Raw genomic sequence first — 20,131 nt, forward strand, 5'->3', positions numbered from 1 at the left:
GAGTCTGCATGTCGCAATACGGCGCCACCATCAGCTGGCAGCGCGGGGCCAGCGAGCCCTTCGTCATTAAGGTTACAGCCGGGCCCACTGGTGGGGAGTTCGACGGCGGCGTCAGGGTGCCCGCCTCCTCGTCTCCCCACGTGGTGCCGCTGCCCTGGTCGGTGGCCGAGACGCTTCACCCGGAAGAGGCCTTCGTCGCGGCGATCGCCTCCACACGTCGACCTTCCTCTGGCTGGCGGCCAGGGCGGGGGTGATCGGTGGAGAGCTACCGGGACGAGGCGGTGGGCATCATGGAAGCCAATGCCCGTGGTCGTCAGGCCATCACCCGGGTCACCCTGCAGCCGCTGGTGCAGTTCGGCGGGGTCAGCCGGAGCTGGCTGCGCTGGAGCAGTTGCACCATCAGGTACATGACCAGCCAGCGATCGATCACCGGTCACCACCGACATCACCACCCGGACCCGGGTTTGAGTACAAGGAGCGTCATGATCAGTCATGCATTGAGCAGCGGGTTGGCCAGTGCCAACAAGCCCGCCTCTTCGAGGCCCAGCTGGCCTTGCGCACCGATCCGGCGGATCTGGCCGCCGATCTGCCGGCCAGCGAAGAGCGGATTGTGGTCATCGACACCCGCTCTGCCGGTCACTACGCCGAGGGACACATTCCCGGCGCCATCAGCTTTCCCCACGCTACCATGAACCCGGCCACCACGGCCGCGCTGGTGCGGAACAAGGTCTATGTCTGCTATTGCGACGGCATTGGCTGCAACGGCTCGACCCAGGCGCTGAGCTTCGTCGGCGCTGGGGTTTCAGGTCAAGGAGCCGATCGGTGGGCTGCAACTGGGCGGCGGCAGGACGGCTTTGCCGTCGCCACCGGTAGCGAAGCGGGCGTGCTGCAAACGGGAGGGATTGCCGGTGGCTGCTGATGTCCATCGACGAGTTCGGCCAGCCGGTCGGCGCGCCGCTGCCCGACTGGCGGGGCGCCGAGTTCCCGCCCCGTCGTCCCCTCAACGGCTGGGCTGCCGCTGGCGCCGCTGGATCCTGAGCGTCACGGTCCCGGCCTGTGGCAGGCCTTCAGCGCCGACAGCGGGGCCATGTGGACCTACCTGACCACGGGCCCTTACGCAACAGAGGCGGACATGCTGGTCTGGCTGCGAGAGTGCGGCGCCAAGCGACCCCCAGTTCTACACCATCTTCGACGAGGACGGCGAACAGCCGCTGGGGCTGGCCAGCTATTCGCGCATCGACCCTCTGCTGGCAGCATCGAGGTGGGCTGGGCTCAGCTGTTCGCCTCGCAGCGTCCTCGCCGGCGACGGCTCTGCCCATGGCGCTGATGATGGCCAATGCTTTTGCCCTCGGCTATCGGCGTTACGAATGGAAGTGCAATGCCTTCGACCAGCCCTCCTGCAGGCGCGCTGCGCCTTGGTTTCAGCTACGAGGGAGCTTTCGCCAGAGCCGGGTGGACAAGGGACGCACGCGCGATACCGCCTGGTCTTGGTGATCGACAGCCAGGTGGTGCTGCAAGGCCGCTCGCGCTGGTCTTCGCGCCGACAACTTCGATGCACAGGGGCACCAGCACCAGCGCCTGCTGACCTTCATGGCCGCTCGCGCGCTTCAGCGCCGCCATGGCCGCCGTTCGCTTTCGCCCGCTCGCTTCGCTCGCCCGCCCATCTCCTCTTCGCTTCTCTCTGCACTGCATCTTCGCTGCGTCTTCACTGCCCGGGTGCGGCGAGGATCGTATTAACATTTTTTTAATGTATCTTGTTTTTGAAATTACATAATATTTCGAACGAAATCTGGTTGCTGGCTTTCGTCCATTATCCAGGAGGCAAGATGAGCGTCACCCATACCCAGTTGCCCGCCTATTACAAGGCGGCCATCCGTCAGATGAAACAAGCCCTGCGCGCACAACTCGGCGACGTGGAGGCGGTCTTTGCCGAGGTCAGCCGCCGCATCGAGGCACGGGTGGCCGAGGTGGAAGCGTTGCGAGCCCGTGGCGAGCCGGTGTGGCCAGAACTGGATTACCAGGCGCTGGTGGCGGGCCAGGTCGGCGAGGTCAAGCGTGCAGCCATACGGCGGCGCGGCTGCCTGGTGATCCTGCGGCACTTTGCACGGGAACGGGCGCTGGCCTGGATCGCGATAATGCCCACTACCCGGATCTCAACCGTTTCGATGAGCTGTATCGTGGTCCCGGCGACAGTTTCGGCTCCCTTGCCGCGTCGCGCCCCAGATTTATCCCGATCTACTGGTCGATGCCGAGATGGAGGCACGCCAGAGCGACGAGATGGCGACGGTACAGTCGTTCCTGCGGGTCGCCTGTGGCAGTTCGAGCGACCGTATGGGTCACTGCTTCGACCTTGCACGTGAGCATCTATCCCATTGGCATCCACGCGCTTGCCCGGAACCGTTCCCGCGGGCTGGTGTCCATACCACGGAAGCTTTACGCAGTGCACGTGTCGCTGTAGTCAGGTCCCGAGCAGGTGTTCTCGCGCCCATCTTCCGGGGAGACAGCCGCCGACCATCCCGGGATGCGGCCCATCGCACCGAGGTTGAGGAGAACAGCGTGGAGAACACCACCAAGTGCTCGGTATTTCGTACCTTCCAGGCGGTGGACGGCGCTCTCCTGACATGTTGCCGGGGCAGGGATTGTTGCACGTGGTGCCGATCCCCGAGGCGATGGCCTATGCGTCGTCGTGGCGGCTGCTGCAGCCGCAGCGCCTTCGTCAGCAATGGTCGCGCGGTGTCGCGCCGGCAATGCGCTCCGCCGAGTTCAAGTACCTGGAACTGCTGCTTCCCGGCCAGCGCCTCCCATTCCGGCGGTGACCGCAGGGGATTCGGGGCCGTTGGTGGCACTGCTACTGATTGACGGCGTGGCGCCGGTGGTAGCAGCAGAAGGGTGGGGCAACGCCGACGGTACATCGGTGGCGCCCCGTTGCGAGAAGAACATGGCCTATGCCCGCCTGGTGCGGCAGGCACTGGAGCAGGGGGCCTCGCCATTTTCCCGCGAAGATTACGAGGCCGACTGGCAGGAGCGTTTCACCTTGGCCGATTCGAACGACCATGGCCACCCCATGGCGTCAGCACCCCCCGTAAAGGAGAGTGGCCGGGCGGGCCTGCGCAGTGGCAGGCCCGCTCCGACTTCATTCCCCGATGGGGGCGCGATTCACTGCATCAGGCGCAGCATGTCAGCGCGCTACCTCCACCAGAGGCCGCGCTTGCCACCGCTCACCAGGCATCCGTCGAACTGCATGGCCGAGTCGTCGAGCACGGTGGGCAAGAGCTTCTTCTGGGCCAGCGGGCTGATGCCGCCGACCTTGTAGCCGGTCAGTGACTATCCCACATTGCTTGCATGAGGCGCTGGGGCACCCCATGCAACACGTAATTGGGACATAGCCATAAAAAAGCCCGGGTCAGTGACCCGGGCTTTTTGCTGTGAGGTGCTTAAGAGAAGCAGGCCTGCAGCACATAGAAGATGGCGATGGCCAGGATGGCGCCGGCGGGCAGGGTGATGACCCAGGAGACCACTATGTTGCGCAGCACGCCCAGGTTCAAGGCGGCTATGCCACGGGCCAGACCCACCCCCATCACTGCACCGACCAGAGTCTGGGTGGTGGAGATGGGCAGACCTGTACCCGAGGCGATCACCACAGTGGCGGCGGTAGCCAGCTGGGCGGCGAAGCCACGGCTCGGGGTCAGGTGGGTGATGCCGGTGCCGACGGTGGCCATCACCTTCTCACCCATGGTGGCCAGGCCTATGACGATACCTATGCCGCCAAGGGGCAGGATCCACCAGGCGATGTGAGAATTGCCGGTGATCTGGCCGGCACTCTCGACTGTGGATACCACGGCGGAGAGCGGGCCTATGGCGTTGGCCACGTCGTTGGAGCCGTGGGCGAAGGCCATGGCACAGGCGGTGATCACCATCAGGATGCCGAACACCTTCTCCACGTTGGCGAAGTGCATCTTGTTGTCATCCTGCGGGTTGTACTGCTGACCGCGAATGTAGAACCAGCCACCGATGGAGAGGGTCACCGAGATGGCGATGGAGAGCAGTATGCCCTCGCCGTCGCTCAGGTGCAGACCGACGTGGGTCAGCCCCTTCTTGATGGTCACCAGACAGATGACCAGCGCGGTCAGGAACATGTAGAAGGGGACATAGCGCTTGGCGTTGGCCAGCGGGTTGTCGGTGTTGAAGATGAGCTTCTGCACGCTGATGAACATGAAGTAGGCGATGATGCCCGAGATGGCCGGTGTGACCACCCAGGAGCCGACTATGCCGCCAAACTTGCTCCACTGCACCGCTTCCGGGCCGACACTTACCACGGCGAAGCCGACGATGGCCCCTATGATGGAGTGGGTGGTGGAGACGGGCCAGCCGAAGTAGGAGGCCAGGATCAGCCAGAGGCCGGCTGCCAGCAGGGAGGCTATCATGCCGAGCACCAGCAGATCCGGGGTATCGGTGAAGGCATTGGTATCTATGATGCCGTTGCGGATGGTCGCCGTGACTTCGCCACCGGCCAGATAGGCACCGGCGAACTCGAAGATCATGGCGATGATGATCGCCTGACGTATGGTCAGAGACTTGGTGCCGACCGATGTGCCCATGGCGTTGGCGACGTCGTTCGCACCTATGCCCCAGGCCATCAAAAAGCCGAACAAGGCCGCCACGAGCACCAGGGTGGTGCCGTAATTTGCGATAATGTCCATTAGTAGTGTTTACCCAGTCAGTCGATTACGAACGAGCCAGCATCAGTTCCAGACGGGCGCCAACGCGCTCGGCCTGATCAGCCAGGTCACCTACCCATTCGAGGATCTTGTAGAGGAACATAACGTCGATCGGATTGTATTTGTGCTCAACGGCTTGCAGCTGTTGGCGCAGCCCGATCTGCATGGTGTCAGTATCGTCCTCGATGAGATCCAGCTGGTGGATCATCTCGGCAACCATTTCAACTTCACGTCCTTTAAAGCCGGTTTCGAGCAGCTCATCGAGTTCTCCGATGGCTTTTTCGGCTTGGGCGGTCGCATCGATACAACGTTTGAGATAGGCCATGAAATCGGCACGCATCTCGGTGGGGAATTCCATTTTGCGGCCAAGCATGCGGCCGGAAATATCCTTGGCACGGTTGGCAATCTTGTCCTGTTGCGTCAGCAGTTCCAGCAGATCGGTACGGGCGACCGGCAGAAACAGACCGCGAGGCAGTTTGAGGCGAATTTCGCGTTTGAGAATGTCCGCTTCTTTTTCCAGCTGGGCTATCTGTTGCCGGATTTTCTCGGCATCTTCCCAACGGTCTTCGGCAACGGCATCAAAGAAGGGAACCAATTGCTGGGAGCACTGGTGAACCTTGACGATATGCTTCTGCAGCGGCTTGATGGGGGACTTGGCAAAAAGACCCAAAATAGTATTTACTGGCATGGCCAAACCTGTGTCGGTGAAAAAACACTCGATACGATTTTATGAGGGGCGCAGGATAACCGAACTGTGCCATCAATAAAACCGTGAATTAATCCTTATCTATCGCTGGCATTATATCCTCGCGACCCGGATCATGCCCCCCAAAGTTGCCTGCCTGCCCGGAATGACTATGCAAACTGAGATCGAGATAAAGTTTTTCGTCACCAGCAATATTCAAGAATCTCTCTCCAACTTTCTGAATTCACTTGAAATTATCTCCTCTGAGCAGGTCAGGCTCGGCAATGTCTATTTCGATACGCCCAAGCTGGATTTGCGTCGGCTCGACATGGGATTGCGGATCCGCCGCAGCGACCATTTTTCCGAGCAGACGATTAAATGCCGTGGCCAGGTGGTTGGCGGGCTGCACGCCAGACCCGAATACAATGCCCCGGTGAGCGGGGATCTGCCGACCCTGTCCGCCTTCCCTGATGCCATCTGGCCGAGTCTGGCCGTGCGCGACGAGATCCAGTCCAGTCTGGTGGCCCAGTTCAGCACCGACTTCCTGCGCCGTCACTGGCTCATCGCCTTCGAGGGGGCCCAGATAGAGCTGGCCTGGGATCGGGGGGAGATTGTCGGTGTCCTGGGGCGCAGCGAGATCGACGAGCTTGAGCTGGAGCTCAAGTCAGGCGACGCCCGCGCCCTGTTCGGGCTGGCGGCGCGGCTGGCGGAGCTGGGTGGCGTCCGGTTGGGGGCCCAATCCAAGGCGCAGCGCGGCTATCGGCTGGCGGGGCTCGGCAAGCCCCTGGCGGCGCAACCCTTGCCGGATGTCGGCGGGCTAGATGGCAAGGCCTGCATCACGCTCGGCCTGCAGCTCTGGCAGCATCACGAGCAGCTCTGGCTGGAGTGCGAGGATGAGGAACGGCCGCTGGCACTGCAAGGGATGCTGCAGGGTTGTGACCTGGTGGCCGAGGCCGCCGAGAACCTGGCGCAGTCCCCTGCCTGGTTGCCCGCACTCAGGGTGCAGCAGCGCTTGCTGGCAGAGGCGGGGGAAGAACGGCTTTCGGCCCTGCTGCACGGCGCCGATCTCGTGGGCCTGCAACTGGCCATAGCGGCCTGGTTGCACCTGGATTCTTGAGGGTTCAGGTTTGCACTGAATGCAAAAAAGGTGAGCCCAGGCTCACCTTTTTGTTGGCTGATGGAAAGCGCCCGCCGGGCTCAGTTCACCACGGCCACGTTGATGCTGCCATTGCCCTGGGTCATGCGGACTCGGGCGCCGGGCACGAAGGTGGGGCTGGCCTTCTGCACCACGACGATGGACTCGCCGCTCTCTTTCTTGATCTCGAGCTCGACGCCATCGACCTGGTTGAGCTTGTCACCGGCAGCCTTGCCCGCGGCGGCACCTGCTATGGCACCCCCGGCGGCGGCGATGTCGCTGCCGCGACCGCCCCCTATGGTGCTGCCGAGCAGGCCACCGACCACGGCGCCGCCTATGGTGCCGATCAGGGAGTTCTCATCGGCCTGGATCTTCACCGGACGGGTGGAGATGATGGTGCCGTAGCTGACGGTCTGAACCTGCTTGGCGCGATCCTTGGTGTAGACATCGCCGGAGTAGACGTCGCTGTTGGCACAGCCGGTGATGGCGGTAGTGGCGGCCAGCAGGGTAACGAGAGCGATACGTTTCAACATGATGGGCCTCCTGGGCGGGCATCGGGTTAATCGGTTTGATGCAATCCACTCTACGCCAACCGGATTGTGCATTAAACCCGCAAAGTGTAACCAATTATGTGACCTGAACGGCGGTCAGCCCCGAAACGGGTCAGGTCAGGGCTTTTTCCAGCAGCAGGCGATCCTCCCCGGGGCCGAAATAGCCGGACTCCTCGGCCAGCAGGGCGTAGCCGAGGCGCAAGTAGAGGCGCTGGGCCGGATTGGCCGGATCCACGGTCAGCCTGACTCGCGCCACCTGCAGCTCTGCCAGTGCCTGCTCCACTCGCAGCATCATGCGCTCGGCCAGGCCAAAGCCGCGGGCCTCGGGCCGCACCGCCAGAGAGAGCAGCCAGCCCTGCGACCGATCCTGACCCAGGCCCCCCAGGGCATAACCCAGCAGCCTGCCCTCCAGTTCCGCCACGACCAGCAGGGCGGGCCACAGATCCATGGCCTGACGGAAGAAGAAGGCGGGGTAGACATCCTCCCCGAAGACGTCGGCGTCTATCTGCCAGATGGCGTGCATGTCGGCGTGGGTGGCAATGCGCAAAACGGGGGACGGCTGCATCTGGGCTCCTGTGATGGCGGCTGCCGGGGGGCAGTCAAAAAGAGGGCACAGGGTAGTGGGCCCGTCAGGCCGATGCAAGCGGGTCTGGTTCGGAGGGCGGACAGGGGAGATGAACAGATCGCGGCGCCCGGTAAGGGATATCGGCTGCTCTTAGGGCAAAAAAACAGGGCCCGCAGGCCCTGTTTCACCGGACAAACTCGGTTGTCTGCGATCAGATGAGGCGGGTCGCCTGCTCCAGCCAGGCGAGATCCTCGCCGTCCAGCAGCGGGCTCAGGCGGCGGTAGACCTCGGCATGGTAGTCGTTGATCCAGCGGAACTCGGCCTGGCTCAGCAGGCTGCGATCGATGAGGCGGGTATCGAACGGCACATAGGTCAGCCGTTCGAAGCCCAGCATCGCCAGCTCGCCCACCTGCTCCAGCTCGGTCACCACCACCAGGTTCTCGCAGCGGATGCCGAAGGCATCTTCGCGGTAGTAACCCGGCTCGTTGGAGAGCACCATGCCCGGTTGCAGGGCCACCAGGCTGCCCTTGGGGGCGATGCGCTGGGGGCCTTCGTGCACGCTCAGGAAGTGGCCGACCCCGTGGCCTGTGCCATGGTCGTAGTTGTAACCGGCCTGCCACAGGGGCATGCGGGCCAGCACGTCGAGCTGGATGCCGGCGGTGCCGCGGGGGAAGCGGGCCTGATCCAGGGCGATATGGCCCTGCAGCACCCGGGTGAACATGGCCTTGTGCTCGTCGGTGACTTCACCGACCTTGACGGTACGGGTGATGTCGGTGGTGCCGTCCAGATACTGGGCGCCGGAGTCCACCAGGTAGATGCTGTCCTGACCGAAGGGGCGCGGGGTGCCGTTGGTGTGACGGTAGTGGCACATGGCGGCGTTGGGGCCGAGCGCCGATATGGTGTCAAAGCTCGGCTCGACGTAGTGATCCTGCTCGCGGCGGAAGGCTTCCAGGCGATCGGCCAGGGTGCCCTCATCCATCTCCTGATAGTCGCCGGATGCGATAAGGCGATCCAGCCAGGCGAGGAAGCGGGTGACGGCGACGCCATCGCGCAGATGGGCGCGCTGCATGCCGGCCAGCTCCACGGCGTTCTTGCACGCCTTGGGCAGCATGGTCGGATCCTGCCCTGCCACCAGGATGGCGCCCGCCTCTTCCATGGTGAGCTGGGTCCAGGCGTTGGCAGTGTTGGGGTCGGCCAGCACCTTCTGCTGATCCTCGCCGATGCGCTGCAGCACGTCACCCAGCTTGTCGATGGGGTAGACGGAGACATCCTGCCCCACGTGGCGGGTGAAGGCGATGCAGTCGATCTTGTCGGTGTCGACGAAGAAATCCATGCTGGTGTTGGCGTAGAGCACCGCAAAGCCCAGCACCACCGGCAGCCGCTCCACATCGCGGCCACGCAGGTTGAGCAGCCAGTTGATGGGCTCTGCCTGGGTCAGCAGCACGGCATCCAGCCCGCGCTTGCGCAGATCTGCCGCCAGCAGCTCGCGCTTGGCCTGGCTGGACTGGCCCGCCAGCTCCTCGCTGTAGAGGATGACAGGAGTCTTGGTCGGGGCGGGGCGATCGCTCCAGTGCAGATCGATGGGGTTCTCATCGACCCGAACCAGCGCTATGCCGCGCTCGGCCAGGATTGGCTTGGCGCTCTGGTACCAGGCGAGGCTGTGCAGGCGGGGATCGAAGCCGACCCGGGCGCCGGACGGCAGTTGTTCTGCCAGCCACTGGACGTGGGGATCTTCGTTCAAGTGAAGAAACTCAAACAGCTCGGCCGGTGCCTGCATGCGGGCCTGCACCGTATAACGACCGTCGACGAACAGGGCCGCCCGCTGCGCCAGTATGATGGCGAGGCCGGCGGAGCCGTTGAAACCCGTGATCCAGTCCAGACGTTCGGCATAGGCGGGAATGTACTCCCCCAGGTGCTCGTCGTCGTGGGGAACGATGAAGGCGTCCAGTTCCAACGTGGCCAGAGTGGCCCTGACCTGGGCGACGCGGGTTTCAATAATCTCGAAATGATTCATGTCGTTATTGCCAGATTGTGATGATGTGAGTGTTCACTGATTGTGGCCGCTTGCCAGGATCTGTCGGATCGACTGGCCTGCCGCCTCGATATGTTGCTTGAGCAGGACCACTGCCTCGTGCTTGCGGCGGGCGCGGCACAGCTCCAGCAGGTGGGCGTGTTCGCGCTCGGCCTTGTCCACGCCGCCCTGGGCGAACAGCAGTTCGAAGCGCACATAGCGATCGCAGCTCAGATTGATCTGGGCGATGAGATCCAGTGCCTGGGGACGATTGGCGGCCTGATAGAGGGTGGCGTGAAAACTGTGGTTCAACTCGGCCCAGTGCTCGATCTGGGTGCCGGACTCCAGCGCCAGATCAAACTGGGCCAGGATGGCTTGCGCCTTGGCGAAGGTCTCCTCCGTCATCAGGTCGACGGCGTGGAACAGGGTATCGGCTTCCAGCAGTGCCCGCAAATAAAAGAGCTCCTCGATGGCCGAGGCGTCCAGCATGGTGACCACGGCGCCGCGATGGGCCTCGAACTTCACCAGCCCCTGGGCCTCCAGCTGCATCAGCGCCTCCCGCACCGGAATGCGGCTCACCGCCAGCTCCTTGGCGATGGCGTCCTGGCGCAAGGGGGCGCCGGCGGGAAACTCCCCACGCAATATCCGGCCGCGGAGGTTCTCCATCACCATCTGGGTTCGGGTCTTGTAGGGTAGGGTCATGCTTGAGTCACGGGCAGGTTGCAAAATTGTATATTGTATAAAGTTTGGCTGAATCTAACGCGCAACCGCCTGCAAGGCAAGGTTTGGCGGGATCCATATGCCGCGTATTGGCCAAAAAAATACCGGCCAGCTGGGCTGACCGGTATGGGGTTGTCACCTGGACGGGACGCAGCTTACAGCTGCGGGCCCGCAGCGACCAGGCGTTTGCCTTCGTCGTTGTCGGTGAAGCGCTCGAAGTTCTTGATGAAGCGCTGGGCCAGATCCTGGGCCTTGGCGTCCCACTCCGCCTGGTCGGCATAAGTGTCGCGCGGGTCGAGGATGGCCGGGTTCACATCGTGCAGCTCGGTCGGCACTTCCAGGTTGAAGATAGGCAGCACCTTGGTCGGCGCCTGCTCGATGGAACCATCCAGGATGGCATCTATGATGGCGCGGGTGTCCTTGATGGAGATGCGCTTGCCGGTGCCGTTCCAGCCGGTGTTGACCAGATAGGCTTCGGCTCCTGAGGCTTCCATCCGCTTCACTAGCTCCTGACCGTACTTGGTCGGGTGCAGGCTGAGGAAGGCGGCGCCGAAGCAGGAGGAGAAGGTCGGCGTCGGCTCTGTGATGCCGCGCTCGGTACCGGCCAGCTTGGCGGTGAAGCCTGACAGGAAGTGGTACTTGGTCTGCTCCTTGGTCAGCTTGGCGACCGGAGGCAGCACCCCGAAGGCGTCGGCGGTCAGGAAGATCACCTTGTTGGCGTGACCCGCCTTGGAGACCGGCTTGACGATGTTCTCGATGTGATAGATGGGGTAGGAGACGCGGGTGTTCTCGGTCTTGGAGCCATCATCGAAGTCTATGGTGCCGTCGGCTGCGACCGTCACGTTCTCCAGCAGGGCGTCGCGACGGATGGCGTTGTAGATATCCGGCTCGGCCTCTTTGGAGAGCTTGATGGTCTTGGCGTAGCAGCCCCCTTCGAAGTTGAACACGCCGTGGTCGTCCCAGCCGTGCTCGTCGTCACCGATGAGCTGGCGCTTGGGATCGGTGGAGAGGGTAGTCTTGCCGGTACCGGAGAGGCCGAAGAAGATGGCCACGTCCCCATCCTTGCCCACGTTGGCGGAGCAGTGCATGGAGGCGATGCCGCGCAGGGGCAGGAAGTAGTTCATCATGGAGAACATGCCCTTCTTCATCTCGCCACCGTACCAGGTGCCACCGATGAGCTGCATCTTCTCTGTCATGTTGAAGGCGACGAAGTTCTCGGAGTTGAGACCCTGCTCCTTCCAGTTCGGGTTGGTGCACTTGGCACCGTTCATCACCACGAAGTCCGGCTTGAAGGTCTTGAGCTCTTCCTCGCTCGGGCGGATGAACATGTTCTTCACGAAGTGCGCCTGCCAGGCCACCTCTGTGATGATGCGCACCGCCAGGCGGGTGTCCGGGTTGGCGCCGCAGTAGCCATCCACCACGAACAGGCGCTTGCCGGAGAGCTGTTTGGTCACCAGGGATTTCAGATCTGACCACACTTCCGGGGTGATTGCCTTGTTATCGTTCTTGCCCTGGTCAGACCACCACACAGTATCCTGGGTGGTGCCGTCCTTGACGATATATTTATCTTTCGGGGAACGACCGGTGAAGATGCCGGTGTTGACATTGACGGCGCCGAGTTCGGTAACGACGCCACGTTCGAATCCTTCCAGGTCTGGGCGGGTCTCTTCTGCGAAAAGCTGCTCATAGGAGGGGTTGCGAACGATTTCCTGGCTGTTTTTGATACCGTACTGGTCCAGTTTCAGTTGTTGTGCCAGGGCGGGTTCTACCACGATAGTCATTATGTTCTCCTGGGTTCAGAGGTGTGTAGGGTTCTATCTGGCGTCCATACTACTACCTAGGTGGTAGTTTTTAGCGATCGCCATCAAACTTTATAAAATAGGGTATTTTTTTGTTATTTAAGTTAAAGGCGGGTTTTGCCCGCCTTTATTTAGTGTAACTTGTTTGCATCATTACCGGGAGCCCCGCTGAACAGGGTTTCGATGTCTATTCCATCAAATTGGTAGTGAGCGCCGCAGTAATCGCAGTGCATGTCGATCTTGCCGAGCTCCTGCACCATGGCCACCGCTTCCTCCTTCTCTATCTGCAGCAGAGCCCCTTCGCAGCGAGCGCGGGAGCAGGTGCAACGGAACTCGATCGCCTGGGGATCGAACACCCGTACCTTGTCCTGATGGTAGAGGCGGTAGAGGATCTCTTCGGCCTCCAGACCGAACAGCTCTTCATCCTTGATGGTGCTGGTGAGCTGGATCAGGTGGTCGAAGTCGGCGCCGTGATCCTCGCTCCGGGCGGGCAGCTCCTGCAGCAGTATGCCGGCAGCGCGGGGCTGGCCCTCGTGGTGGCCGGTGCGGATCCAGAGCCGGGTGGCGAGTTGCTCGGACTGGGCGAAGTACTGCTCGAGGCAGGTCGCCAGGGTGTCGGCCTCGAGGGCTATGATGCCCTGATAGCGCTCGCCCTCTTCAGGGGTGATGGTGATCACCAGCTGGCCGTTGCCTACCAGGCTCTGCAGCTTGTCGTCGGTCGGCAGCTCCCCTTCATAGCGGGCCACGCCGCGCAGTTGCTGGTTGTGATCGCCGTTGATCACCGCCAGACGCACCGGGCCGTCCCCTTGCAGCTGCACTGTGATGGAGCCTTCGAACTTGAGGGTGGCTGTCAGCAGGCTGGTGGCGACCAGCAGTTCACCCAGCAGTTTCTGTACCTGGACCGGGTAGTTCTGGGCATCGACGATGTGACGATAGGTACTATCCAGCTGGACCAGCTCCCCCCGGACTTCGTACTCTTCGAACAGATAGCGATACAGGAGATCTTGGTTACTCATCATGCTTTCCTAGGGTTTTCTGGGGGAAAAGATAAATACATTGTTAAACAGGTGGTTAGGAACTAATTCCCGCTCCTGTCGTCATAAAGGGGCCACAAGGGCGAGTCAGTATTGCTTGACCTTGATCAGCTGGCGTCGCTCCTGCTTGTCGGGGCGGCGCTCCGGGCTTGGGGCGAACTGGCTGTTGAAGCGTCTCGCCTCGCTGTTCTGGGCCCGCTTCTTCAGACTTTCCTCGGTCTCTTCATAGAGCAGCTGGGCCAGGGGGGCGGCCTTGCGCTGCTCGCTCACCTCGAGCACCCGCACCTCCCGTTCGTCCTGGCCCTGCCAGAAACGGACGAGGGCGCCGACCTCGACGGCCTTGCCCGGTTTGCTGCGCTGGCCGTTGTAGTGCACCTTGCCGCCGTCGATCTGATCCCGCGCCAGGCTGCGGGTCTTGTAGAAGCGTGCCGCCCACAGCCACTTGTCGAGGCGGACCTGAGTGCTGCTTTGTGCTGGATTCGACATGGATCGGCTCCGGGATGGCTGAAAAGGGAGCCTGATTATACCAGAGGCAGGGCCCGGGATAGAAACAGGGGGAAGCGGGGTGTGACGGAATCTGAATTTTCACAGCTTCATCCCATCCGGTCGGTTGTCTCTGGGTCCATTGCCGTACACAATAGCCAACCGATTTGGATGCCAGAATATTTTGATAAAGATGACGCTACCGTTCAGGGATGACTTGTTGAGCTCCCTTCTGGCTCGTTGCAAGTCAGTGCCACTCTCCCGTTTCAGCCAGCCTCTGTTCTGGCTGCTGCTGCTGTTGCTGGCCCAGCAGTGCGCCGTGCTCACCTGGCGTCTGTTCGATCTCACCCAATCCCCCCGGCCGCTGCCCTGGCAGCCAGCGGTCACTCCGGGCCAGGGCGCCGGACCTGCCCGCCTCGATCTTGGCAACCTCAGCCGTCTCTCCCTGTTTGGCAAGGCGCCGCAGCCGCAGGCCGACAAGGTGGCCCAGGCGGCCCTGATCGATGCCCCCAAGACCCAGCTCAATGCCCAGCTCAACGGGGTGCTGGCCAGTACAGAACCCAGCAAGTCCATCGCCATCATCGCCCACAACGGCCTGCAGAACTCCTATGGCATAGGGGACTACATCGACGGCACCCAGGCCAGGATCCGTCAGGTGTTTGCCGACAGGGTCATCATAACCCGGGACGGCCGTGACGAGACCCTGATGCTGGATGGGGAAGAGTACGGCAAGCCGCTGCCCAAGGTGACGCGACAGGGGGCCGAGCTCTCCTCCGTTCGCAGCGAATTGATGAGCAATCCTGGCAAGATCACCGATTATCTCAATATTTCTCCGGTCCGGGTGGATGGTCGCATGGTCGGCTATCGCCTCAATCCGGGCAGCAATCCTGAAGTGTTCAATCAACTCGGACTGGTCGCCAACGATCTGGCGGTCAGCATCAATGGTCTGGATCTGCGGGACAACGCACAGGCCATGCAGGCGATGCAGCAAGTGGCGGGCGCCACGGAAATGACCGTCACCGTCGAGCGGCAAGGACAGCTCTACGACGTCTATGTCGGCTTGTCAGAATAATGAATTGGAGTAGCACCAAGAATGATAAATAAAGGGAAGGGCTGGCGTCTGGCCACTGTGGCGGCAGCCTTGATGATGGCTGGCTCTGCCTGGGCCACCGAGTATTCCGCCAGTTTCAAGAATGCCGACATCGAAGAGTTCATCAACACGGTCGGCAAGAACCTGAACAAGACCATCATCATAGAGCCCTCGGTGCGCGGCAAGATCAACGTCCGCAGTTACGATCTGCTCAATGAGGATCAGTACTACCAGTTCTTCCTGAGCGTGCTCGACGTCTATGGCTTCGCCGTGGTGCCCATGAACAACGGCGTGCTCAAGGTGGTGCGCTCCAAGGATGCCAAGACCTCGGCCATCCCTGTGGTGGATGACAGCAACCCCGGCGTGGGTGACGAGATGGTGACCCGGGTGGTGCCGGTGCGCAACGTCTCGGTACGGGAACTCGCGCCTCTGCTGCGCCAGCTCAACGACAATGCCGGTGGCGGCAACGTGGTGCATTATGAGCCCTCCAACGTGCTGCTCATTACAGGCCGCGCGGCCGTGGTGAATCGTCTGGTCGAGGTGGTGCGCCGAGTCGACAAGGCGGGTGATCAGGATATGGACGTCATCAAGCTGAAGTTCGCCTCCGCCGGCGAGATGGTGCGACTGGTGACCAACCTCAACAAGGATGGCAGCAATCAGGGGGCCAACGCCTCCCTGCTGCTCTCCCCCAAGGTGGTCGCCGACGAACGCACCAATTCCGTGGTGATCAGCGGTGAACCCCAGGCCCGTGCCCGCATCATTCAGATGGTGCGCCAGCTCGACCGGGATCTGCAGAGCCAGGGCAACACCCGGGTCTTCTACCTCAAATATGGCAAGGCCAAGGATCTGGTGGACGTGCTCAAGGGCGTCAGCACCAGCATAGCGGCCGACAAGAAGGGTGGTACCGGCACCGCGGCCACCGGCGGTGGTGCCAGCATAGGGGGTGGCCAGCTCGCCATCTCCGCCGACGAGACCACCAATGCCCTGGTGATCACCGCCCAGCCTGACGTCATGGCCGAGCTGGAGCAGGTCATCGCCAAGCTCGACATCCGCCGCGCCCAGGTACTGGTGGAGGCGATCATCGTCGAGATCCAGGATGGCGACGGCCTCAACCTCGGGGTGCAGTGGGGCAATGCCAACGGCGGCGGCACCCAGTTTACCGATACCGGTCTGCCGATCGGGCCGGCCATCATCGCGGGCAAGGATTACAAGGACAACGGCAACACCGAGGGGCTCGAGAACCTGCTGGGCAGCTTCAGCGGCATGGCGGCCGGTTTCTACAAGGGGGACTGGGCCATGCTGGTGACGGCGCTCTCCACCAACACCAAGAAGAACGACATCCTCTCGACCCCGAGCATAGTCACCATGGACAACAAGGAAGCCTCCTTCAACGTCGGCCAGGAAGTGCCGGTGCAGAGTGGCTCCCAGAGCTCCACCACCAGCGATCAGGTGTTCAACACCATAGAGCGCAAGACGGTGGGTACCAAGCTGGTGGTGACGCCCCAGATCAACGAAGGGGACTCTGTGCTGCTCAACATAGAGCAGGAAGTCTCCAGCGTGGCCCAGACCCAGGCGGCCGGTACTGCCAACCTGGGCCCCACCTTCGACACCCGTACCGTCAAGAACGCCGTGCTGGTCAAGAGTGGCGAGACAGTGGTGCTGGGCGGCCTGATGGACGAGCAGACCAAGGAGAAGGTCTCCAAGGTGCCGCTGCTCGGCGACATCCCGGTACTGGGCTACCTGTTCCGCTCCACCTCCAACACTACGGCCAAGCGCAACCTGATGGTCTTTATCCGGCCGACCATATTGCGCGATGCCAACGTCTATTCCGGGGTCTCCAGCAACAAGTACACCCTGTTCCGTGCCGAGCAGCTGGATCGGGCCGCCGAGGAGGGTTATGCCACCTCGCCCCCCCGCCAGGTGCTGCCAGCCTATGGTCAGGACGTGATGCTCTCCCCCGAGGTGCAAAAGCAGATTGACCTGATGAGGGCCCAGCAGCAGTCCACCGCCACCGGGGCCAGAACCCAGGTGCAGGGGCAACCCTTCCGTGCAGGGTCAACCCTGATGGCAAGCTACTCACTGGACGGGGTCGCGCAACCGGCGGCACTGCCCGAGCTGCCATTTGCCTTCGCCCGCAACTTCGGGGTGATCCTGACCGAACGTCAGGGCGCTCCCGTGCTGCTCTGCCGTCAGGGGGTGACACCGCAGACCCTGCTGGAGGTGCGTCGGGTGGCGGGCTGCGCCTTCGCGGTGGAGCAGCTGGGTCATGACGAGTTCGAGACGCTCTTGATGGCCCACTATCAGCGCGACTCCTCCGAGGCGCGCCAGCTGATGGAGGATCTCGGCAACGAGATGGACTTCTTCGCCCTGGCCGAAGAGCTGCCCCAGAGCGAGGATCTGCTGGACGCCGACGACGATGCCCCCATCATCCGCCTCATCAACGCCATGCTGAGCGAGGCGATCAAGGAAGAGGCCTCCGACATCCACATCGAGACCTTCGAGCGGGCCCTGGTCATCCGCTTCCGTATCGATGGGGTGCTGCGGGAGATACTGCGCCCCCATCGCAAGCTCGCCTCTTTGCTGGTGTCGCGCATCAAGGTCATGTCCCGCATGGACATCGCCGAGAAGCGGGTGCCCCAGGATGGCCGCATCTCATTGCGCATCGGCGGCCGCGCCGTCGACGTGCGGGTCTCCACCATGCCGTCCAGCTACGGCGAGCGGGTGGTGCTGCGTCTGCTCGACAAGAACAACGTGCGCCTCGAGCTCAAGCAGCTCGGCATGACGCTGGCCAATCGCAACATCATCAGCGAGCTCATCCGCAAGCCCCACGGCATCATACTGGTGACGGGCCCGACCGGTTCGGGCAAGTCCACCACCCTCTATGCGGCGCTCTCCGAGATCAACTCCCGGGATCGCAACATCCTCACGGTGGAAGACCCCATCGAATATGACCTGGAAGGGGTCGGCCAGACCCAGGTCAACACCAAGGTCGACATGACCTTCGCCCGGGGCCTGCGCGCCATACTGCGTCAGGATCCGGATGTGGTGATGGTGGGTGAAATCCGTGACCTCGAAACCGCCCAGATCGCGGTGCAGGCGTCCCTCACCGGTCACCTGGTGATGTCGACCCTGCACACCAACACCGCCATCGGCGCCATCACCCGGATGCGGGACATGGGGATAGAGCCCTTCCTGCTCTCCTCATCCTTGCTGGCAGTGCTGGCCCAGCGGCTGGTGCGCACCCTCTGCCCGGATTGCCGTGCCCCGCATCCCATCTCGGAGCAGGAGCGGATCGCCATGGGCATAGAGCTGGCGCCGGATCAGCAGATGTGGCGCCCGGTAGGCTGCGAGCAGTGCAACCACACCGGCTATCGCGGCCGGACCGGCATCCACGAGCTGGTGGTGATCGACGAGGCGGTGCGCGAGGCGATTCACAGTGCCAGCGGCGAACTCGCCATCGAGCGCCTGATCCGGGGCCATACCCCCAGCATACGCCGCGACGGCATCGACAAGGTGCTCCAGGGGCAGACCAGCCTCGAAGAGGTGCTGCGCGTGACCCGGGAAGACTAAGATGGCTGCGTTCGAATACAAGGCCCTCGACCCCAGAGGCAGACAGAAGTCCGGGGTGATGGAGGGGGATTCCGCCCGTCAGGTGCGCCAGCTACTGCGCGAGCAGGGGCTGACCCCCCTCGAGGTGAACGAGACCACCGAGAAGGCGAAGCGGGAGGCCAATCGCTTCGTGCTGTTTCGCCGTGGCGCCTCCACCTCGGAGCTGGCCCTCATCACCCGTCAGCTGGCGACCCTGGTGGGCGCAGGGCTGACCATAGAAGAAGCGCTGCGGGCAGTGGCCGAGCAGTGCGAGAAGGCCCACCTGCGCAGCCTGGTGGCCACGGTGCGCAGCAAAGTCGTAGAAGGTTACTCGTTGGCCGATTCGCTGGGGGCCTTCCCCCATGTGTTCGATCAGCTGTTTCGCTCCATGGTGGCGGCCGGTGAGAAGTCCGGTCACCTGGAGAAAGTGCTCAACCGCCTCGCCGACTACACCGAGCAGCGCCAGCACATGCGCACCAAGCTGCTGCAGGCGATGATCTACCCCATAGTCCTCACCCTGGTGGCCGTGGGCGTCATCTCCATACTGCTCACCGCAGTGGTGCCCAAGGTGGTTGCCCAGTTCGAACACATGGGCCAGCAACTGCCCGCCACCACCCGCTTCCTCATCGGTACCAGCGAGCTGATGCAGCACTACGGCCTCTGGTTCCTGGTGCTGCTTGGCATCGGTGGCCTGGTCTGGCGCTGGTGGCTCACGGACGCCGGACGGCGCCGCCACTGGCATCAGGTGGTGCTGCGCCTGCCGGTCATCGGCCGGGTCAGCCGCGGCCTCAACACCGCCCGTTTCGCCCGCACCTTAAGCATCCTCAACGCCAGCGCAGTGCCGCTGCTGGAGGGGATGAAGATCTCGGGGGAGGTGCTCTCCAACGACTTTGCCCGCCACCGCATCGGCGAGGCGACCGAGCGGGTGCGGGAGGGGACCAGCCTGCGCAAGGCGCTGGATGAAACCAAGATTTTCCCGCCCATGATGCTGCACATGATCGCCTCCGGCGAGCAGAGCGGCGAGCTCGACAGCATGCTGGAGCGGGCGGCGGACAACCAGGACAGGGAGTTCGAAACCCAGGTGAATATCGCCCTCGGGGTGTTCGAGCCCATGCTGGTGGTCTCCATGGCCGGGGTGGTGCTCTTTATCGTGATGTCGATCCTGCAGCCGATCCTCGAACTCAACAATATGGTCAATCTCTGATGTCCGGCGTTCGACAGGGAACCTGATGGCCTGGTCAATCTCTGATGGCCTGCGCCATCTCATTTCGTTAGGGAGTAAGTCATGCAAAAGCGTCGTCAATCCGGTTTCACCCTGCTGGAAGTCATGGTGGTCATCGTGATCCTGGGGATCCTGGCCAGCCTGGTGGTGCCCAATCTGATGGGCAACAAGGAGAAGGCGGATCAGCAGAAAGCCGTCTCCGACATAGTGGCGCTGGAAAACGCCCTCGACATGTACAAGCTGGACAACAACCGCTACCCGACCACCGAGCAGGGGCTGGATGCCCTGGTCAACAAGCCGACCGCGTCGCCTGAGCCGCGCAGCTACCGGGAAGGGGGCTACATCAAGCGCCTGCCGCAGGATCCCTGGGGCAACCAGTACCAGCTGCTGAGCCCGGGCCAGTTCGGCAAGCTCGACATCTTCAGCATGGGGTTGGACGGCGAAGCCGGGACGGATGACGACATAGGCAACTGGAATCTGAAGGATTTCCAATAAGTGTCTGAGCGCCCGCTGAACCCGCTGAGCCGGCT

Annotated in this window: 16 protein-coding genes and 5 pseudogenes; 11 read left to right on the forward strand and 10 right to left on the reverse strand. The window is 62.6% G+C overall.

What is annotated here, in order from left to right; all coding sequences use genetic code 11:
• Nucleotides 1-8: 8 nt before the first annotated feature.
• The 5 genes and pseudogenes from ACF2JD_RS13875 to ACF2JD_RS13895 all read left to right on the forward strand — a co-directional run bounded on the left by ACF2JD_RS13875 (nt 9) and on the right by ACF2JD_RS13895 (nt 2,816).
• A pseudogene (locus ACF2JD_RS13875) lies at nt 9-468 on the forward strand (OsmC family protein).
• Nucleotides 469-485: 17 nt separating this feature from the next.
• A pseudogene (locus ACF2JD_RS13880) lies at nt 486-919 on the forward strand (rhodanese-like domain-containing protein).
• Nucleotides 909-1,581: pseudogene (locus tag ACF2JD_RS13885) on the forward strand (GNAT family N-acetyltransferase); the annotation flags it as partial. The pseudogenes ACF2JD_RS13880 and ACF2JD_RS13885, both read left to right, overlap by 11 nt.
• A 179-nt stretch (nt 1,582-1,760) precedes the next feature.
• On the forward strand, nt 1,761-2,360 hold the full coding sequence (locus tag ACF2JD_RS13890; RefSeq protein ID WP_440987625.1) for a YbiU family protein: 600 nt from the start codon (nt 1,761-1,763) through the stop codon (nt 2,358-2,360).
• A 288-nt stretch (nt 2,361-2,648) separates the two neighbouring features.
• Entirely contained in the window at nt 2,649-2,816 is a 168-nt protein-coding gene (locus tag ACF2JD_RS13895; RefSeq protein ID WP_440987626.1) for a hypothetical protein, read from the forward strand.
• A 382-nt stretch (nt 2,817-3,198) separates the two neighbouring features.
• On the opposite strand, the pseudogene ACF2JD_RS13900 reads toward ACF2JD_RS13895, so the two are convergent.
• From ACF2JD_RS13900 to ACF2JD_RS13910, 3 genes and pseudogenes are all read right to left on the reverse strand, one after another.
• Nucleotides 3,199-3,321, reverse strand: a pseudogene (locus ACF2JD_RS13900) (YbaK/EbsC family protein); the annotation flags it as partial.
• Between the two features lie 113 nt (nt 3,322-3,434).
• A complete protein-coding gene (locus ACF2JD_RS13905) occupies nt 3,435-4,700 on the reverse strand; it encodes an inorganic phosphate transporter (protein ID WP_106885734.1) in 1,266 nt (421 codons plus the stop codon).
• Nucleotides 4,701-4,725: 25 nt separating this feature from the next.
• On the reverse strand, nt 4,726-5,406 hold the full coding sequence (locus tag ACF2JD_RS13910; RefSeq protein ID WP_025328355.1) for a TIGR00153 family protein: 681 nt from the start codon (nt 5,404-5,406) through the stop codon (nt 4,726-4,728).
• 169 nt (nt 5,407-5,575) lie between these two features.
• Here ACF2JD_RS13910 and ACF2JD_RS13915 point away from each other — a divergent pair, with 169 nt between their 5' ends.
• Nucleotides 5,576-6,520: a CYTH domain-containing protein gene (locus tag ACF2JD_RS13915; RefSeq protein ID WP_440987627.1), complete on the forward strand. Its 945-nt coding sequence runs from the start codon at nt 5,576-5,578 to the stop codon at nt 6,518-6,520.
• Nucleotides 6,521-6,600: 80 nt separating this feature from the next.
• Here ACF2JD_RS13915 and ACF2JD_RS13920 read toward each other — a convergent pair whose 3' ends face one another.
• From ACF2JD_RS13920 to hslR, 7 genes are all read right to left on the reverse strand, one after another.
• A complete protein-coding gene (locus ACF2JD_RS13920; protein ID WP_106885736.1) occupies nt 6,601-7,071 on the reverse strand; it encodes an outer membrane lipoprotein in 471 nt (156 codons plus the stop codon).
• Nucleotides 7,072-7,201: 130 nt separating this feature from the next.
• Nucleotides 7,202-7,654: a GNAT family N-acetyltransferase gene (locus ACF2JD_RS13925; protein ID WP_289985470.1), complete on the reverse strand. Its 453-nt coding sequence runs from the start codon at nt 7,652-7,654 to the stop codon at nt 7,202-7,204.
• A gap of 211 nt (nt 7,655-7,865) precedes the next feature.
• Complete coding sequence (locus ACF2JD_RS13930) at nt 7,866-9,668, reverse strand: M24 family metallopeptidase (protein ID WP_440987628.1); 1,803 nt, start codon at nt 9,666-9,668, stop codon at nt 7,866-7,868.
• Between the two features lie 33 nt (nt 9,669-9,701).
• Entirely contained in the window at nt 9,702-10,367 is a 666-nt protein-coding gene (locus ACF2JD_RS13935) for a GntR family transcriptional regulator (RefSeq protein ID WP_106885739.1), read from the reverse strand.
• Nucleotides 10,368-10,540: 173 nt separating this feature from the next.
• Nucleotides 10,541-12,166 carry a phosphoenolpyruvate carboxykinase (ATP) gene (gene pckA, locus ACF2JD_RS13940; RefSeq protein ID WP_106885740.1) on the reverse strand — a complete coding sequence of 542 codons (1,626 nt, stop codon included), beginning with the start codon at nt 12,164-12,166 and terminating at the stop codon, nt 10,541-10,543.
• 149 nt (nt 12,167-12,315) lie between these two features.
• The gene (hslO, locus tag ACF2JD_RS13945; RefSeq protein WP_163147136.1) at nt 12,316-13,200 is read right to left on the reverse strand and encodes an Hsp33 family molecular chaperone HslO; all 885 of its coding nucleotides are present in this window, start codon (nt 13,198-13,200) and stop codon (nt 12,316-12,318) included.
• A gap of 105 nt (nt 13,201-13,305) precedes the next feature.
• Nucleotides 13,306-13,704, reverse strand: coding sequence for a ribosome-associated heat shock protein Hsp15 (gene hslR / locus ACF2JD_RS13950; RefSeq protein ID WP_139745297.1), 399 nt, complete (start codon nt 13,702-13,704; stop codon nt 13,306-13,308).
• 217 nt (nt 13,705-13,921) lie between these two features.
• Here hslR and exeC point away from each other — a divergent pair, with 217 nt between their 5' ends.
• The 5 genes and pseudogenes from exeC to exeG all read left to right on the forward strand — a co-directional run bounded on the left by exeC (nt 13,922) and on the right by exeG (nt 20,096).
• On the forward strand, nt 13,922-14,773 hold the full coding sequence (gene exeC / locus ACF2JD_RS13955) for a GspC family type II secretion system variant ExeC (protein WP_440987629.1): 852 nt from the start codon (nt 13,922-13,924) through the stop codon (nt 14,771-14,773).
• Nucleotides 14,774-14,794: 21 nt separating this feature from the next.
• A pseudogene (gene gspD / locus ACF2JD_RS13960) lies at nt 14,795-16,807 on the forward strand (type II secretion system secretin GspD); the annotation flags it as partial.
• 48 nt (nt 16,808-16,855) lie between these two features.
• A complete protein-coding gene (gene exeE / locus ACF2JD_RS13965) occupies nt 16,856-18,361 on the forward strand; it encodes a GspE family T2SS ATPase variant ExeE (protein ID WP_025328344.1) in 1,506 nt (501 codons plus the stop codon).
• A gap of 1 nt (nt 18,362) precedes the next feature.
• Nucleotides 18,363-19,583: a GspF family T2SS innner membrane protein variant ExeF gene (gene exeF / locus ACF2JD_RS13970; protein ID WP_106885746.1), complete on the forward strand. Its 1,221-nt coding sequence runs from the start codon at nt 18,363-18,365 to the stop codon at nt 19,581-19,583.
• Between the two features lie 81 nt (nt 19,584-19,664).
• Nucleotides 19,665-20,096, forward strand: a complete 432-nt coding sequence (gene exeG / locus ACF2JD_RS13975; protein WP_106885747.1) for a GspG family T2SS major pseudopilin variant ExeG — start codon at nt 19,665-19,667, stop codon at nt 20,094-20,096.
• The last annotated feature ends 35 nt before the right edge of the window (nt 20,097-20,131 follow it).

The organism is Aeromonas ichthyocola (assembly GCF_046087985.1).
GTDB lineage: Bacteria > Pseudomonadota > Gammaproteobacteria > Enterobacterales > Aeromonadaceae > Aeromonas > Aeromonas rivipollensis.

Coding starts and splice junctions, on each gene's coding strand:
- ACF2JD_RS13935 (WP_106885739.1), bottom strand. CDS start 10,367: ATGACCCTACCCTACAAGACCCGAACCCAGATGGTGATGGAGAACCTC.
- hslO (WP_163147136.1), bottom strand. CDS start 13,200: ATGAGTAACCAAGATCTCCTGTATCGCTATCTGTTCGAAGAGTACGAA.
- ACF2JD_RS13915 (WP_440987627.1), top strand. CDS start 5,576: ATGCAAACTGAGATCGAGATAAAGTTTTTCGTCACCAGCAATATTCAA.
- ACF2JD_RS13920 (WP_106885736.1), bottom strand. CDS start 7,071: ATGTTGAAACGTATCGCTCTCGTTACCCTGCTGGCCGCCACTACCGCC.
- exeF (WP_106885746.1), top strand. CDS start 18,363: ATGGCTGCGTTCGAATACAAGGCCCTCGACCCCAGAGGCAGACAGAAG.
- ACF2JD_RS13905 (WP_106885734.1), bottom strand. CDS start 4,700: ATGGACATTATCGCAAATTACGGCACCACCCTGGTGCTCGTGGCGGCC.
- hslR (WP_139745297.1), bottom strand. CDS start 13,704: ATGTCGAATCCAGCACAAAGCAGCACTCAGGTCCGCCTCGACAAGTGG.
- pckA (WP_106885740.1), bottom strand. CDS start 12,166: ATGACTATCGTGGTAGAACCCGCCCTGGCACAACAACTGAAACTGGAC.
- ACF2JD_RS13910 (WP_025328355.1), bottom strand. CDS start 5,406: ATGCCAGTAAATACTATTTTGGGTCTTTTTGCCAAGTCCCCCATCAAG.
- exeE (WP_025328344.1), top strand. CDS start 16,856: ATGGCAAGCTACTCACTGGACGGGGTCGCGCAACCGGCGGCACTGCCC.
- ACF2JD_RS13925 (WP_289985470.1), bottom strand. CDS start 7,654: ATGCAGCCGTCCCCCGTTTTGCGCATTGCCACCCACGCCGACATGCAC.
- ACF2JD_RS13930 (WP_440987628.1), bottom strand. CDS start 9,668: ATGAATCATTTCGAGATTATTGAAACCCGCGTCGCCCAGGTCAGGGCC.
- exeG (WP_106885747.1), top strand. CDS start 19,665: ATGCAAAAGCGTCGTCAATCCGGTTTCACCCTGCTGGAAGTCATGGTG.